A 14,576-nucleotide genomic window follows, 5' to 3' on the forward strand; every position below is an offset into this window, starting at 1 on the left:
GCCTGACAGGGCATTCTGGACATCATGACGGATCCGCCACGCCCTTGGGATTGGCAGCTGGGCCAGCTGGCATCCGCGTGGTGGAATGCGGCGACCTACCCGATGAACACCGGCGCAGCCGCGCTCTACCAGGCGACGTTCAAGGCGCTACGCACCTTCGCAGTCGGTCGCCGGATCACGGCGCGTATGGGTGGTGGCGAGTTGACCATGACCATCAACTCCTTCAACGCCGAGCCGGACGTCCGCGGCATGTCGGTGGGCAAGCTGGGCCAGGCCGAGTTGGCAACCCGGAGCCTGCGGTGGAATGGGATCGACTTCAATTCCGGTGGAGCCACGCTGCACAACCTGCGGATCCGACCGTCGATGCCACCGGTACTGACCGCCGGACCGATCGACTTCTCCATCGAGGTGCCGTCAACAGCGATCGATCCGCTACTCCGCAACTCGTTGCCCACGCTGGCCGGCCTGTCCGGTGCGGTCGACCCCAACGGGGTGGCCAAGATCGGGCTGTCGCGGCTGCCCGGGGTCCGCATCGAGGTCGATATCAGCCTGCACGACTCCACCCTCTGGTTCACTCCGCGCAAGCTGGCCGTGCGCCGCGCCCGAATCCCCATCCCCCGCCTGGTTCCGCCGGTTCCGGTCCGGTTGCCCAACCTGCCGCGCGGCCTGGTCCTGACCTCGGTGGCCATCGAGCCTCAGGCCATCCGCCTGCTGGTCACCATGCCCGAATGGGAGATGGACGTCCCCCGGACGGTACTCGAGGAGGCTGCCGGCCAACTCGGGGCGGTAGGACGGGCACCGGAGTGGTTCTGGCTGGGCTGATTGGACGTCTACCGGCGCGCGCCGCGCTGAGGAATCGCCGGTCATTTATTACAGTCAGCAACGTGACCCGTGGCGGATATGCCCGATACGTCGCCCTCGGCGACAGCCAGACCGAAGGTCTGTGGGACGGCGACGACACCCGTGGTGTCCACGGTTTCGCCGACCGTCTCGCGCTGCGCATCGACGGATTGTGGCCGGGCCTGTACTACGCCAACTTGGCGGTGCGCGGCCGGCGGATCCGCGATGTCCTCGATCATCAACTGGCCGCCGCGCAGGCGATGCAGCCCGACCTGATCACCAGCTGCATCGGGATGAACGATGTCACCCGGCCGGGGCGCAGCTTCGACCGGGCACTGGACGAGCTGAACGTGTTGCACGCCGAACTCGCGGCGACCGGCGCCACCGTGGTCGTCACGACGTTCCCGAATATCGCGCAGATTCTTCCGGCCGGTCGGCTACTCAGCAGCCGGGTACAGCAGATCAATGCGGTGATCCGCGCCGATGCAGCGCGGCACGATCTGTGTCTGGTTGATCTGTATTCGGCGTCGTCGATGACCGACCCGCAGACCTGGAGCGCTGATCGGGTGCACGGCTCCCCCCGCGGGCATCATCTGTTCGCCGAGGCAGCGGCCGAAGCACTGCGACTGCCCGGCAGCAACCACGACTGGGCCGTGTCGCGACCGGATGTCGTGCTCCCCGGATTTCGATCGCGGATGTATTCGCAGGCACTTTGGGGCCAGAACATGCTGATGCCGTGGATCTGGCGACACCTGCGGGGCAGGTCAGCGGCCAATGGACGTGGCCCGAGACGACCGATGTTGGAGCCGGTCAGCGAGGCGCGGGTGTTCTCAGAAGCCGAGTAGGCCGAGCGGCAACGGCGGTTGCCCATTGCCGACCGCCGAGACGACGCCCGGGCAGAACGCCGATATGGCCAAGCCGGTGAACATCGTCGCCGGTCCGAGCGACATTCCGGACGCATCGGCCACCTTGGCGGCCGCATCGGCGACGTGCTGGCCCGGCTCCGACAGCATCGGGCACACCGACTGCCCCAGCGCCACCGGATCGGAGGCGTTCGGCAAGGTCAGGCCGGCATTGCTCAGCGAATTGATGAACGAGCTGGCGGTGTCGTCGGCATGGGCGGGAACCGCCGTCAAGGTCGCAACACCGACCAGCACCGCCGCAGCAAGAATGTTCTTCATCAGCTGCCGATGGTAGGCCAGGGGTCTGTCAGATGCCTGTCCAGGCAGAGTCGATCATCGATCCGATATCTATGATCTTGGCTTTCTGCGCACCCGGACTGTTGATCTCACCGGCCACGTGCGACGCGATGAACCTGCGGATCTCGCCGTCAACGTTGCCGACGATCCGAACCAACTCGGCACGGATCGACGACGAGGTGACATGGATGGCGATGTCCGAAGCCCGCGGACGCTGCACGTCGAGGATGAGTAGCAGCGGCTTGGCGGCCACCGCCCTGGCCCGCAGGTTGATCTCACCGAACACCAGGAATTTCGGGCGGTCGATCCGGAGGTCGATCGTCAGATCGATCTCCAGCGGGATGCGGATCGCGAAGTCGATGTGCTCGCCCAGGTTGCGGGTGACGATCGGCTGTTTGATCCGGACATTCGCCGAGATCTTGGCGATCTTGCCTGGTCCCTGCGCGAATGGGCCCATCGAGAACTCGTCGCCGGCCATGGTGCCGATCGCGTCACCGACGCGCCCCTCGGTAACGGCTATCTCGAAGAACCGGCGACCGAATTCCTCATAGCTGAGGGCTTCGTATTCTGACTGCTCTGACATTGTCTGAATACAGTCTCATGCCCGCCCGCGGCACGACAGCAAGGTCGGCGTTTACGTCGACGAGTGTCTTCGGCCGACGGGGTTATTCGACGAACAGCCGCAGTGCGCCGATGGCCGGACGACCCGGCGTCATTTCGGCGATCACGACGCCCCGTTCGCCGTTTCGGTCGGTCCCGGCCACGACGAACCGGCCGGCGGCGATCAGCTTCTGCACCCGGGCTCCGGCGAGTTCGGCCGCCAGTTCCGAAATGCCCATGCGGACGCCGTCGCCCCGCGTGATCTGCACCGGCTCGGACAGCCGCCGTCTGACGGCCAGCTCGTCTCCGGAGGCCGCCGCGGTCAGCACTTCACTGACCAGCCGCTTGGCCCGGCGGCCGCCGGTGCGCAGCCCCGTCAGAAATCCGCCCGCACCACCCAGGCCCTGATTGCGCAACAGCGCACCGGACAGGCCCAGACCGGCAGGGACGGCAGCCACCCCGCTGCGTACAAATTGCCCGATCATCGCCGGGAGTTCCCAAAAGGCTTGCAACCGCGTGATTTTGAGTTCACCGGCGACATCGGTCAAGTCGTAGCGCAGATAAGCCGGGATGCGCATCCGCACCGATTTACCCATCACGACTTCCAACTCCACGTCGCGCACCACGGTGTCGCCGAGCACGATGTCCGTATCCCGGCGGAACGTGATGGTGCGCGGACCGATGAAGGTGTCGTAGAACCGCTCGATGGCGGCGCGCCCGACATGTGGGCGGGAACCGACCGGGTCCTCGACCTGGCCGTCGGCACCGAACAGGCCGACCCAGGCTGCTCGATCGTGTGCGACAACGGCCTGAGGTGAACGTTCGACAGCGGCCAGCCGCGCGCTGCGTGGTGTCGATGCGGACATGCCACCATCGTCCCTCACGCCCATCCGACCTCCACGACCGGACATGGCGGCCACCGCACCAGTGGGCGCACACTGGTCGTTACAGCGACGGAACCCAGGAGCAGCCATGAGCCAGAGCGGGCCTTTCGGCATCAACCCCGAGGACTTCGACCGGGCGTTCCGGGATGCCGGGGATGGCATCCGGGACGCGCTGGAGCGGCTGGCTCGCGGCTCGAACTGGGCCTCGCTGCTGGGCGATCTGGCGCGGCAGCCACGAACCGAACACGAGCCGGCGACCGCAGGTGCCGCCGGAGACGGGATCTGGGTCGTCCATACGGTCGGCGCCGATGGTGGTGCGCACATCGAGGAGGCCTACCCGTCCGAACTTGACGCATTGCGCGCCAACAAGAACAACACCGATCCGACCCGGCGAGTCCGCTTTCTGCCGTACGGAATCGCTGTCAGCGTGCTCGACGCGCCGGAGTAACCGGTCCAGCGAAACCCGCCGACGGCGCAGCGCCAGCCGTTAGGCTTTGCCGCAAACGCCTAGGGGAGTTTCGTCCGAGGGGAGACACGCAGTATGTTTCGCGCAATCACGGTGGGTGCCGTCGCATTCGCCGGAGCCGCCGTCGCATTGGCACCGATCGCCGGTGCCGACCCGGCACTGGGCGGCAACGACGATTCCGGCCGCTACCCCACCGACGTGCCCGGCATGAACTACCAGGCCGCAAGCGGCGCACCCTGCGACAACACCGATACCTTCATCTTCGGCCGCGGCCCCGGCGGCGAGTCCATGGCCTGCCATTGGATTCCGAATCAGTGGCCACCGGTCAGTACCGGTTTCTGGGTGTACTCGTACCCGATCCAGGGAGTCCAGCCGATCGGCTCGCCGTGCCCAGGACCGCAGAGCGCCGCACAGGCTCCCGATGGCCGGCCGATGCTGTGTCTGGGCGCGCAGGGCTGGCAGCCCGGCATCTTCACCGGGGACGGGTTCTTCCCCGGCTGATTCACTCGAAGTGGCAGCCGATGGCGGCCAACATGGCGGTATGGGCTTTGACGGCCTGCCCGACCGTGAACGCCGCCAGCGGTCTCGGCGCGCTGATGTCGATGTTCTCGGTGATGGTCGTGCCCGTCGCACTGGGATCGAATGTCACTGCTCCCGAAAGCTTCACCTGCGGGAACTGGCGGGCTTCGGTGTAAACGAACCCTTTTGGGTCGACGAGTATCGAGGCGCGGTACGTCACCGACAGATTCAGCGGCCCGATCGGAATCCGGTCGCGCACCAGATAGTCACTGAAGTCGCCCGCCGCATCGCTACGTCGGTGGACGCGGTCCACCGACACCACCAGCGGATGCACCAGCGTCATATTGTGCAGGTCGGTGTAGAAATCACGCACCAGCGCCGGCGGCGCGGGCACCTCGGCAGTGAGTCGACGCCTGGTCTGCACGATCCACATGGAGCCCAACCGTACGGGTCCGGATATATGCGTGGGTCCGACTCCTTATATACGCGATATATGCGCGGGTCCGACCTGGTGTTTTCCCGCCTCCGAATCGGGGCACTTGACCGGTTCAGCAACGGCCGCGGCCCGGCAAGATCCACCCTCAGCACTATTGAAAGTTAGCTGATTACAGCTCCACAACGACGTCCGTGACCTTGCATTTGCACAAAGGCTATGCATGGCAATACATTAGACGCACTACCTGCGAGTTCTCGAATCTGCCTATGCACCAACATCATCCAGTTAAACAGGGATGTTGCGGACACCACAGTTCTGCCGAAATGTGATGGCAGACACAGAATTTTGCTAACTCGGAATTTTTCTTGCTAGCGTCCATCCGCATGTTTGCTATTGCGACCGCATCCCTGATCGCTCTGGTCAATCAGGTGTCGGGTACTCCGTACGTCACCGGCGGTGACTCACCGCACGGCACCGACTGCTCCGGATTGGCCTCCTGGGTGGCCAACGCGGCCTCCGGTCGCCCTGTTTACGGCAACCGGTTCAACACCGGCAACGAAGAGGCCGCCCTGCGCGCCCGTGGCTTCGTCTACGGCACTCAGCCGGGTGCGCTGAACATCGGCTGGAATGGCGGCCACACGGCCGTGACGCTGCCCGACGGCACGCCGGTCTCCAGCGGCGAGGGTGGCGGCGTCCGCGTCGGTGGCGGCGGCGCCTACCAGCGCCAGTTCACCCACCACATGTACCTGCCGACGGCCATGGAGGAGAACGCTCCGGCCGATCCGCCCGCCGGGGACCCGGCGCCCATGGCCGCACCCGCTCCGATGGACGTTCCGCCGCCTCCGCCGGGCCCGGCTGACCTGCCGGCCCCGGACATCGCTCCGCCGGGCGCGCCGATCGTCATGGCGGCGGCCAACATCGCTCCCGAAGCACCTGCCGGCCCGCAGGCACCTGCCGCACCGGAGGCACCTGCCCCGCCGGCGCCGGGTATGCCGGCCTGAGACGAACTCGAACGGGCGCTATCGGCCGACATAGTCGGCCAGATGCCGGCCGGTCAGCGTGGCGCGAGCCGCCACCAGATCGGCCGGGCACCCTTCGAACACCACTCGGCCGCCGTCATGCCCGGCGCCGGGGCCCAGGTCGATCAACCAATCGGCGTGCGCCATCACCGCCTGGTGGTGCTCGATCACGATCACCGACTTGCCTGCATCGACCAATCGGTCGAGCAATCCCAGCAGTTGGTCGACATCGGCGAGGTGCAACCCGACCGTAGGCTCGTCGAGGACATAGACCTCGCCCTGCTCGGCCATCTGCGCGGCCAGCTTCAACCGCTGCCGCTCCCCACCGGACAGCGTGGTCAACGGTTGACCAAGCGTCAGATAGCCCAATCCGACATCGGTCATCCGGTCCAGGATCTTCTGCGCCGCCGGCACCTTGGCCTCGCCATCGGCGAGAAACCGTGCGGCGTCGCCGACCGGCATGGCCAGCACTTCGGCGATGTTGCGCCCACCGAGGGTGTATTCGAGCACCGAGGCACCGAACCGCCTGCCTTCGCATTCCTCACAGGTCGACTCGACGGTGGCCATCACACCCAGCTCGGTGTAAATCACTCCGGCGCCGTTGCACACCGGGCACGCACCCTCTGAATTCGAGCTGAACAGTGCGGGTTTTACTCCGTTCGCCTTGGCGAAGGCCTTCCGGATCGGTTCCAGCGCACCACAATACGTTGCCGGGTTACTGCGTCGCGACCCACGGATCGGACTCTGGTCAATGGACACCACGCCCTCACGGCCGGCCACCGAACCGTCGATCAACGAGCTCTTGCCAGAACCGGCCACCCCGGTGATGACCACCAGCACCCCCAACGGGATGTCGAGGTCGACGTCCTGCAGATTGTTGGCGCTGGCACCTCGAATCTTCAATGCGCCGTTGCCTTTACGTACTTCGACCTTCAGTTCTGCACGGTCGTCGAGATGGCGGCCGGTGACAGTGTCGCTGCGCCGCAACTCCTCCACCAGACCCTCGAACACCACCTGACCGCCGGCCGAACCGGCACCCGGACCGAGGTCGACGACATGATCGGCGATCGCGATCATCTCGGGTTTGTGCTCCACCACCAGGACGGTGTTGCCCTTGTCCCGCAACTGGATCAACAGGTCGTTCATTCGCTCGATATCGTGCGGATGCAGGCCGATGCTGGGCTCGTCGAACACGTACGTGACGTCGGTCAGCGAGGATCCGAGATGACGAATCATCTTGACCCGCTGCGCTTCTCCGCCTGAAAGGGTGCCGGCCGGCCGGGACAGCGAAAGATACCCCAGGCCGATCTCGACGAACGAATCCAGGGTGTGCTGCAACGCGGCCACCAGTGGCGCAACCGACTTGTCCTTGACCGTGCCGATCCACTGCGCCAGATCGGTGATCTGCATCCCGCTGGCGTCGGCGATGTTGACGCCCTTGATCTTTGACGACCGTGCCGTTTCCGACAGTCGGGTGCCGGCACATTCGGGACAGCTGGTGAAGGTCACCGCGCGGTCGACGAACGCCCGGATGTGCGGCTGCATGGCCTCGACGTCCTTGGACAGGAAGGACTTCTGGATCTGCGGGATCAGGCCGAGGTAGGTCAGGTTGACGCCGTCGATCTTGAGCTTGGTGGCCTCTTTGTGCAGCAGCGCATCGAGCTCTTTCTTGGTGAACTTGTTGATCGGCTTGTTCGGGTCGAAGAAGCCGCAGCCGTTGAAGATTCGCCCGTACCAGCCGTCCATGCTGAACCCCGGGATGGTCAGCGCACCGTCGTTGATCGACTTGGTGTCGTCGTACAGCGCGGCCAGATTGATGTCGTTGACCGCGCCCCGTCCCTCACATCGCGGGCACATGCCGCCGACGATGTTGAAGTCCCGGCGTTCCTTGACCGTCCGTCCACCCTTCTCGAAGGTCACCGCGCCGGCGCCGCTGATCGAGGCGACGTTGAACGAGAAAGCTTGGGGCGAGCCGATATGCGGGGTCCCCAGCCGGCTGAACAGGATGCGCAGCATCGCCCCGGTATCGGTGGCGGTGCCGACCGTCGAGCGCGGATCGGCACCGAGCCGCTGCTGATCGACGATGATCGCGGTGGTCAGCCCCTCCAGCACGTCGACGTCCGGCCGGGCCAGCGAGGGCATGAAACCCTGCACGAAGGCACTGTAGGTCTCGTTGATCAGCCGTTGCGATTCGGCGGCGATGGTGTCGAACACCAACGAGCTCTTACCTGAGCCCGATACCCCGGTGAACACCGTCAGCCGGCGCTTCGGCAACTCCAGATCGACGTTCTTGAGGTTGTTCTCCCGAGCCCCGGTGACCCGGATCAGGTCATGACTGTCGGCAGCGTGTGATGTCCTGGCCATGGCGCCTACGCTAGCGGTGCGTCCGGTCCGGGTGCTTCTCGATTCCTGATCTCAACGACGGTCCCGGCCCGGCCCGGTGAGGAATTCACGTATCGACAGCCGACGGGAGAACGGCGGGATGTTGAGCCGGACGATCCGCAGTGTGCCACCGACCAACACTGCGGCCAGCGGCAATTCACCGAACGCAGCCGACAGGATCGAGGTGAGCCGATCTCCTGAGCGGGCGGTCATGATGTCGAACCAGGCATCACAGACCAGCAGCACGCCGGTCGTGAATGCGAAAACGGTCAGCAGTGGACTGTGCAGGAAGCCCAGCACCGCGGTCGCCGACAAGAACACCACCAGCACCACGTCGAATCCGATCCAAGTCCCGCGCCAGTTCTCAGCGGTGTAGTCCTGCGGCAACGTGGCGCCCAGGTAGACGATCCACGGCAACAGGGCCAGCGCAGCGCTCACACTCACCCACGACCGGATGCGACCGATGGCCCGGGTGTGTTGTGCTCTGGCCATCAACCACCGCGACTGACTTCGAACGCCTTGACCACGAGCAGGACCGCTCCGGCAACCAGGTAAGCGCGCAACCCGATCATGCCCAGCCGGGTGGCCGGGTTCCAGGTGACCGGCTCCAACAGGGCCAGCGGGGGCATCCGCCAGGTATCGCGATCCAACTCGGCGATGTCCTTCAACGCCGGTCCCGCAGGTTGGCGTTTCGACATTGCCCGCAGTGCCACATAGGCCAATACTCCGGCGACGGCCAGGCCGATCGCCAGGTACTCGCTGACAGTGACGACATTGATCTTGGGGAACAACGTCGTTGCCATCAGAATGCCGGACAGCATCAACAGCACACCGACGATGACCGCGGCCAGCCAATTGAGCCACGGGCGATTCACCCAGGGCCCCAACACTTCCCGATCGTTACACAGCAGCAGCAGGAACACGCTGGCACTGGGCAGCAGCAGACCTGCCAAGGCCTGCACCGCGGTGGTGATCAGGCCAAGCGGGGCATTCGGAATCAGCACGACGGCCGCGGCCAGCATGATCATGGCGCAGTAGGACACGTAGAACTGCTTGGCGTCCTTGAATCCGCGGTGCAACGAATGCTTCATCCCGAACACGTCACCGAACGCGTAGCTCGTGGCCAGCGTGACCGCGGCGGCACCGACGATGGCCGCATCCATCAGAACGATCGCGAAGATGTTGCCGAGGGCGTGATTGTTCCGGCCGAGGAGGTCCGCGACATTTCCGGCGTCCTGGAAATTGCCCACCTGGTTGGTGGAGTTGGCAGCCCAATCGCCCACCATGACCAACGCCGCCGCACCGATGACCACGACGAACGCGCCGATCACCGTGTCCGCACGCTCATAACCGATGAACCGGGGGGTGATGCGCTTGTCGACGATGTTGGACTGTTGGAAGAACAACTGCCACGGCGCCACCGTGGTACCGACAATGGCGATGATCAACAGCACCGCATCCGAACTGACGCCCCCGGAAATACCAGGCACCACAAACGATTTCGCTGCTTCGCCCCAGCGCGGATGGGACATGAACAACATCGGTATCTGCAGCAGGGTGATCGCGATGAACACGAACATGGCGCGTTCCCAACGGCGGAAACTGCCGGTGGCCATGATCGCCACCAGGGCCACCGCCGCCGTCGGCACGACGATGTACTTGGACACCCCGAAGTAGTCCGCCACCAGCGCGATGCCGATGAACTCGGTCACGATGGTCAGAAAGTTCAACAGAAACAGATCACCGACGGAGAACCAGCCCCAGCCGCGGCCGAACCGCTCGTTGATCAGTCGGGCATGCCCGACGCCGGTGACCGCTCCCAGGCGCACCACCATCTCCTGGTTGACGATCAGCACCGGGATCAACAGCAACAGCGTCCACAGCAGGCTGTAGCCGTAGTTCTGGCCGGCCTGGGCGTAGGTCGCCACCCCACCGGCGTCGTTGTCGCCAACCATCACGATGATGCCGGGGCCGAGAATCGCCGCCAGCGTCAGCAACCGGGTCTTCAGCGTCGAGCCGCTGTCCGGGTCGCTGACGCTGATCTTGCCGAAGGCGCCCTCGATGTCACCGAGATGCGCCGAATCCAGAACGGCGCTCGGCTGCCGTGGCAACGCTGAAGGTGTTGGCTGAGAAGGTGATTCGGGCGCACTCATGGCCGTGTTCCGTTCGGACGGCCGGGCCCTGCGCCGATGTCGCGGATCGGACGCGGCGCAGGCTCGCGCCGGCGCCAGTCCTCGGGTATGAGCGCCTCGAGGATGTCGTCGTAGGTCACCACACCCAGCAGCCGGTCGTTGTCGTCGACGACCGGCACAGTGGCCAGGTTGAAATCCGACATGAGCAAGGCGATGTCGGTCAGATCCGCATCCGGCGACACGCGCACCGGGTCGGGATCCATCAATTCGGAAACGCCGGCGCCGGCCGGGTCGGCCTGCAGCAGCCGTATCACCGAGACCACGCCGATCAGCTGCTGATCGGTATTGAGCACGTGCATCTTCAGCAGCGCCTCGGGCTGCAATGAACGCGCTGCGGCAATCAGGCCAAGGGCGGTGGTCGCGGAGGCGTCCGCGGCGCAGGTGACGACGTCGATGTTCATCAGACCGCCGGCAGACTCGCGGTTGAAACCCATCAACGTGATCACCTTGGTGCGCTGCCCGTGCGGAAGCAGATCAAGCACCTTGCGGCGGCGCGACTGACGTAGGTCGAACACCGCATCGGCGGCATCGTCGGCACGCATCCGTCCCAGCACCGCAGCTACTTCGACGTCAGGCATGTCGCCGAAGAGCTGACTGGCCTTCTCGGGATCCAGTTCCTCGAAGACATCCGCCTCCAGCTCGGGGTTCTCTCGAACCCGATCCAGGATCTCGTCTTCTTCCGCCTCGGTGGCGTCTTCGAGCAGGTCGGCGATCTGAGCCGGCTTCAGGGTGTTCACCCGGCCCTCGACACGACGCACCAGCATCGACTTGTCGTGGCCGATCAACGGCTCGAACGCACGCCAGTCCCGGCTGGCATGTCCCCCGCTGGCCTTGATCAGGCCGAACAGCCGGGACGGCTTACGGGTGTCCAGTCGCGCCAGGATCCAGCCGTCTGCGGTGGATTCCAGCTCCAGGTCATACGCATGGACCAACTCGGCGTTCGGAACATCGATGAATCGATGGTCGAGGATGTCGGCCTTGAGCAGATATTCGCCCTCGCGGCGGCCGAAGGCCCGCAGGTCGACCTTGTTCTTGGTCAGCTCTACCTGGTCGGTGGCGAGTTTCTTGACGTGCTCCGCGGGCACGAAGACCTGATGGCCACCGAGGCCGACCACCAATCCGGTCACCAGCGGATAGCTCTCTGCTCCGCGCAATCGGACGATGATGTCGTCGACCTTGCCCACGGCCTCGCCGGAACGCGAAACCACCGGCGCTTTGAGCAGTTCCGAAAAATGCATCACCGGATTCTCGGCTCCAGTGTCGGCCGGTTTCCCTGATTTGCTCATAGCGACTCCTTCGAGTACGGCACGGCCGATCGTGACGGCAGCGCTCGGGCAATACGGACCTGAGGTCGATTCGGATTACCGTTTAGTAAATCGACTGCAAACAAACGGATTTCGCCAACCCGAGTGACCGATCACGACACCGCGAGCACGCATCAACATACCTGCATGGCGGGAACCGCCGATCAGTTGCCACGAGGGAATTGCACCACAGATCTTCTGTGGATTGGCTGGAGATCACCAGCGGCACACACTGGCGTCAGCGTGTGCCGTTCGACCGCGCTCGGTCGGTCAGCGGCCGAAGCCGGCGTCCCGCAGAGCCTGCGCCATCGAGCCACTCGGCGCCGCCGACTCCCGACGACCAGAGTTGTTGCCGCGCACCTGATTACGGTTCTGACCTCCGTTGCCCTGGCCACCACGGCCCTGGTCCCCGCGGTTCTGCCCACCGCCGTCCCGGCGCGGACCCGCAGGCCGCTCCCCTCGGCCGGCCGGCCGTTGCGCCTCATCGTTCAGCCGCAGGCTCAACCCGATCCGTTGGCGTTCCACGTCGACCTCGAGAACCTTGACCTTCACCACCTGGCCCGACTTGACCACCTCATGGGGGTCGGACACGAACCGATCGGCCATCGCCGAGACGTGGACCAGACCGTCTTGATGCACACCGACGTCGACGAAGGCACCGAAGGCGGCGACGTTTGTCACCACGCCTTCCAGCACCATGCCGACCTTGAGGTCGGTTACCTTCTCGACGCCGGCCGCGAACGTCGCGGTGGAGAACGCCGGGCGCGGGTCACGTCCGGGCTTCTCCAGCTCGGACAGGATGTCGCTCACCGTCGGGATGCCGAAGCGCTCATCGGCGAAATCCGCGGGCGCCAGCGACCGCAGCTTGCGCTCATCGCCGATCAATTCCGCCAGCGTCACACCGGACCGGTCCAGGATGCGCCGCACCACCGGGTAGGACTCGGGGTGCACCCCGGAAGCATCCAGCGGGTCCTCCCCGCCGGAGATCCGCAAGAAGCCCGCGCACTGTTCAAATGCCTTGGGACCCAATCGAGGAACATCCAACAGCGCGGCACGACTGCGGAACGGCCCGGCCTGGTCGCGGTGGGACACGATCGACTCGGCAAGCGACTCGGTGACGCCGGAGACCTTGGCCAACAGCGGCACCGACGCGGTGTTCAGGTCCACGCCGACGGCGTTAACCGCATCCTCGACCACCGCGTCCAGACTGCGCGCCAGGGTTCCGGGCGTGACGTCGTGCTGATACTGGCCGACCCCGATGGACTTGGGTTCGATCTTGACCAGCTCGGCCAGCGGATCCTGCAGGCGGCGGGCGATCGACACCGCGCCGCGCAGCGTGACGTCCAGTTCGGGTAGTTCGTGCGCCGCGTACGCCGACGCCGAATACACCGAAGCGCCGGCCTCGCTGACCATCGCCCTGATCGGGGTCTTGGCCGGCCCCTTGGCGCCGGCGGCCTTCAGGTCGGCGATGAGTTCGGTTGCCAGCGCATCGGTCTCACGCGACGCGGTGCCGTTGCCGATGGCGATCAACTCGACATTGTGCCGGGCGACCAGTGCCGCGAGGGTGGCCTTGGCGTCGTTCCATTTGTTCTGCGGCTGATGCGGATAGATGGCGCAGGTGTCCACCACCTTGCCCGTGCCGTCGACCACCGCAACCTTGACGCCGGTGCGGAAACCGGGGTCCAGTCCCAGCGTGGCGCGGGTGCCGGCCGGTGCGGCCAGCAGCAGGTCTTTGAGGTTCTTCGCGAATACCGCGACGGCGTCCTCCTCGGCGCGCTGGCGCAGTTTGATCCGGGCATCGACCGAGGCCGAGATGCTGAGCTTGGTCCGCCAGGCCCAGCCGACGGTCGAGGTCAACCACGGCGTCGCGGCACCACCGGCTCCCCTGTCGACGCCGAGAGAACGGGCGATCATCGCCTGGTACAGCTCGTCGTCACCGCCGTTGAAACTCAGCGAAAGCGCTTCTTCCTTCTCACCGCGCAACACCGCCAGCACTCGGTGCGAGGGCATCTGCTCCAGCGGCTCGGCGTACTCGAAGTAGTCACGGAATTTTTGTGCCGCAGGGCTTTTCGCGGCCGCTTCGGACCACGGCTTGGTCTGCAGACTGCCGTCGTTCCAGAACTTTTCCCGTACCGCGCCGACCAGTTCGGCGTCCTCGGACACCCGCTCGACCAGGATGTGCCGCGCACCCTCCAGCGCTGCGGCGGCATCAGCCACCTCCTCACCGAGGAACTCCGCTGCCAACTCCTCGGGGTTGAGCGACGGGTCGGCAAGCAACCGGTCGGCCAGCGGCTCAAGCCCAGCCTCGCGGGCAATCTGCGCCTTGGTGCGCCGCTTGGGCTTGTAGGGCAGATAGATGTCCTCCACCCGGGCTTTGGTGTCGGCCGTCAACAGCGCGCGCTTCAGCTCGTCGGTGAGCTTGCCCTGCTCCTCGATGGAGGCCAGCACGGCGTCGCGGCGCTGATCCAGCTCGCGCAGATACCGCAGCCGTTCCTCCAGCGTGCGTAGCTGACCGTCGTCCAGGCTGTCGGTGACTTCCTTGCGGTACCGCGCGATGAACGGCACGGTGGCCCCCTCGTCGAGCAGGCCGACAGCGGCCGCTACCCGGCCCTCGGCCACGGCCAGCTCCTCGGCCAGACGGGCGTTCACGGACTTCACGGCGGGGTTGGCGCTCGAATTCACGCGCTGGACCCTACCCAATGCGGCTGACAGCACCCGGGCAGGCGCGCCCGCCC

General features: G+C 65.5%; 14 protein-coding genes. 5 read left to right on the plus strand and 9 right to left on the minus strand.

What is annotated here, in order from left to right; all coding sequences use genetic code 11:
- Positions 1–24: 24 nt before the first annotated feature.
- Entirely contained in the window at positions 25–822 is a 798-nt protein-coding gene (locus tag ABIA30_RS05560) for a hypothetical protein (protein ID WP_370062831.1), read from the plus strand.
- A 62-nt stretch (positions 823–884) separates the two neighbouring features.
- A complete protein-coding gene (locus ABIA30_RS05565; protein ID WP_370062833.1) occupies positions 885–1,685 on the plus strand; it encodes an SGNH/GDSL hydrolase family protein in 801 nt (266 codons plus the stop codon).
- Here ABIA30_RS05565 and ABIA30_RS05570 read toward each other — a convergent pair.
- The 3 genes from ABIA30_RS05570 to ABIA30_RS05580 all read right to left on the minus strand — a co-directional run bounded on the left by ABIA30_RS05570 (position 1,671) and on the right by ABIA30_RS05580 (position 3,505).
- On the minus strand, positions 1,671–2,021 hold the full coding sequence (locus ABIA30_RS05570; RefSeq protein WP_370062835.1) for a DUF732 domain-containing protein: 351 nt from the start codon (positions 2,019–2,021) through the stop codon (positions 1,671–1,673). The two genes, ABIA30_RS05565 and ABIA30_RS05570, sit on opposite strands and share 15 nt — an antisense overlap.
- Positions 2,022–2,049: 28 nt before the next feature.
- Positions 2,050–2,622: a hypothetical protein gene (locus ABIA30_RS05575; RefSeq protein ID WP_370062837.1), complete on the minus strand. Its 573-nt coding sequence runs from the start codon at positions 2,620–2,622 to the stop codon at positions 2,050–2,052.
- 82 nt (positions 2,623–2,704) lie between these two features.
- Complete coding sequence (locus tag ABIA30_RS05580) at positions 2,705–3,505, minus strand: ketosteroid isomerase family protein (protein WP_370062839.1); 801 nt, start codon at positions 3,503–3,505, stop codon at positions 2,705–2,707.
- A 106-nt stretch (positions 3,506–3,611) separates the two neighbouring features.
- Between ABIA30_RS05580 and ABIA30_RS05585 the strand changes: the two genes are divergently transcribed.
- Together ABIA30_RS05585 and ABIA30_RS05590 are read left to right on the plus strand one after the other, a co-directional pair.
- A complete protein-coding gene (locus tag ABIA30_RS05585; RefSeq protein WP_370062841.1) occupies positions 3,612–3,971 on the plus strand; it encodes a hypothetical protein in 360 nt (119 codons plus the stop codon).
- Positions 3,972–4,064: 93 nt separating this feature from the next.
- Positions 4,065–4,490, plus strand: a complete 426-nt coding sequence (locus ABIA30_RS05590) for a hypothetical protein (RefSeq protein ID WP_370062843.1) — start codon at positions 4,065–4,067, stop codon at positions 4,488–4,490.
- A gap of 1 nt (position 4,491) precedes the next feature.
- Here ABIA30_RS05590 and ABIA30_RS05595 read toward each other — a convergent pair whose 3' ends face one another.
- Positions 4,492–4,941 (minus strand): SRPBCC family protein, encoded by a 450-nt coding sequence (locus ABIA30_RS05595; RefSeq protein WP_370062845.1) that lies wholly within the window; start codon positions 4,939–4,941, stop codon positions 4,492–4,494.
- Positions 4,942–5,327: 386 nt separating this feature from the next.
- Between ABIA30_RS05595 and ABIA30_RS05600 the strand changes: the two genes are divergently transcribed.
- Complete coding sequence (locus tag ABIA30_RS05600) at positions 5,328–5,945, plus strand: peptidoglycan endopeptidase (RefSeq protein ID WP_370062847.1); 618 nt, start codon at positions 5,328–5,330, stop codon at positions 5,943–5,945.
- 18 nt (positions 5,946–5,963) lie between these two features.
- Here the strand turns inward: ABIA30_RS05600 and ABIA30_RS05605 are convergent, their stop codons facing one another.
- The 5 genes from ABIA30_RS05605 to ABIA30_RS05625 form a co-directional block, all read right to left on the minus strand.
- A complete protein-coding gene (locus tag ABIA30_RS05605) occupies positions 5,964–8,327 on the minus strand; it encodes an ATP-binding cassette domain-containing protein (protein ID WP_370062849.1) in 2,364 nt (787 codons plus the stop codon).
- 51 nt (positions 8,328–8,378) lie between these two features.
- The gene (locus ABIA30_RS05610) at positions 8,379–8,837 is read right to left on the minus strand and encodes a hypothetical protein (RefSeq protein WP_370062851.1); all 459 of its coding nucleotides are present in this window, start codon (positions 8,835–8,837) and stop codon (positions 8,379–8,381) included.
- A complete protein-coding gene (locus ABIA30_RS05615) occupies positions 8,837–10,498 on the minus strand; it encodes an NRAMP family divalent metal transporter (protein WP_370062853.1) in 1,662 nt (553 codons plus the stop codon). Before ABIA30_RS05615 ends, ABIA30_RS05610 begins: the two co-directional genes overlap by 1 nt.
- The gene (locus tag ABIA30_RS05620; RefSeq protein ID WP_370062855.1) at positions 10,495–11,823 is read right to left on the minus strand and encodes a CBS domain-containing protein; all 1,329 of its coding nucleotides are present in this window, start codon (positions 11,821–11,823) and stop codon (positions 10,495–10,497) included. The genes ABIA30_RS05615 and ABIA30_RS05620 overlap by 4 nt, the downstream gene beginning before the upstream one ends.
- A 288-nt stretch (positions 11,824–12,111) precedes the next feature.
- Positions 12,112–14,499, minus strand: a complete 2,388-nt coding sequence (locus ABIA30_RS05625; RefSeq protein ID WP_370063366.1) for a Tex family protein — start codon at positions 14,497–14,499, stop codon at positions 12,112–12,114.
- Positions 14,500–14,576: the final 77 nt, after the last annotated feature.

Source organism: Mycobacterium sp. MAA66 (genome assembly GCF_041261665.1).
Classification (GTDB): Bacteria; Actinomycetota; Actinomycetes; order Mycobacteriales; family Mycobacteriaceae; genus Mycobacterium.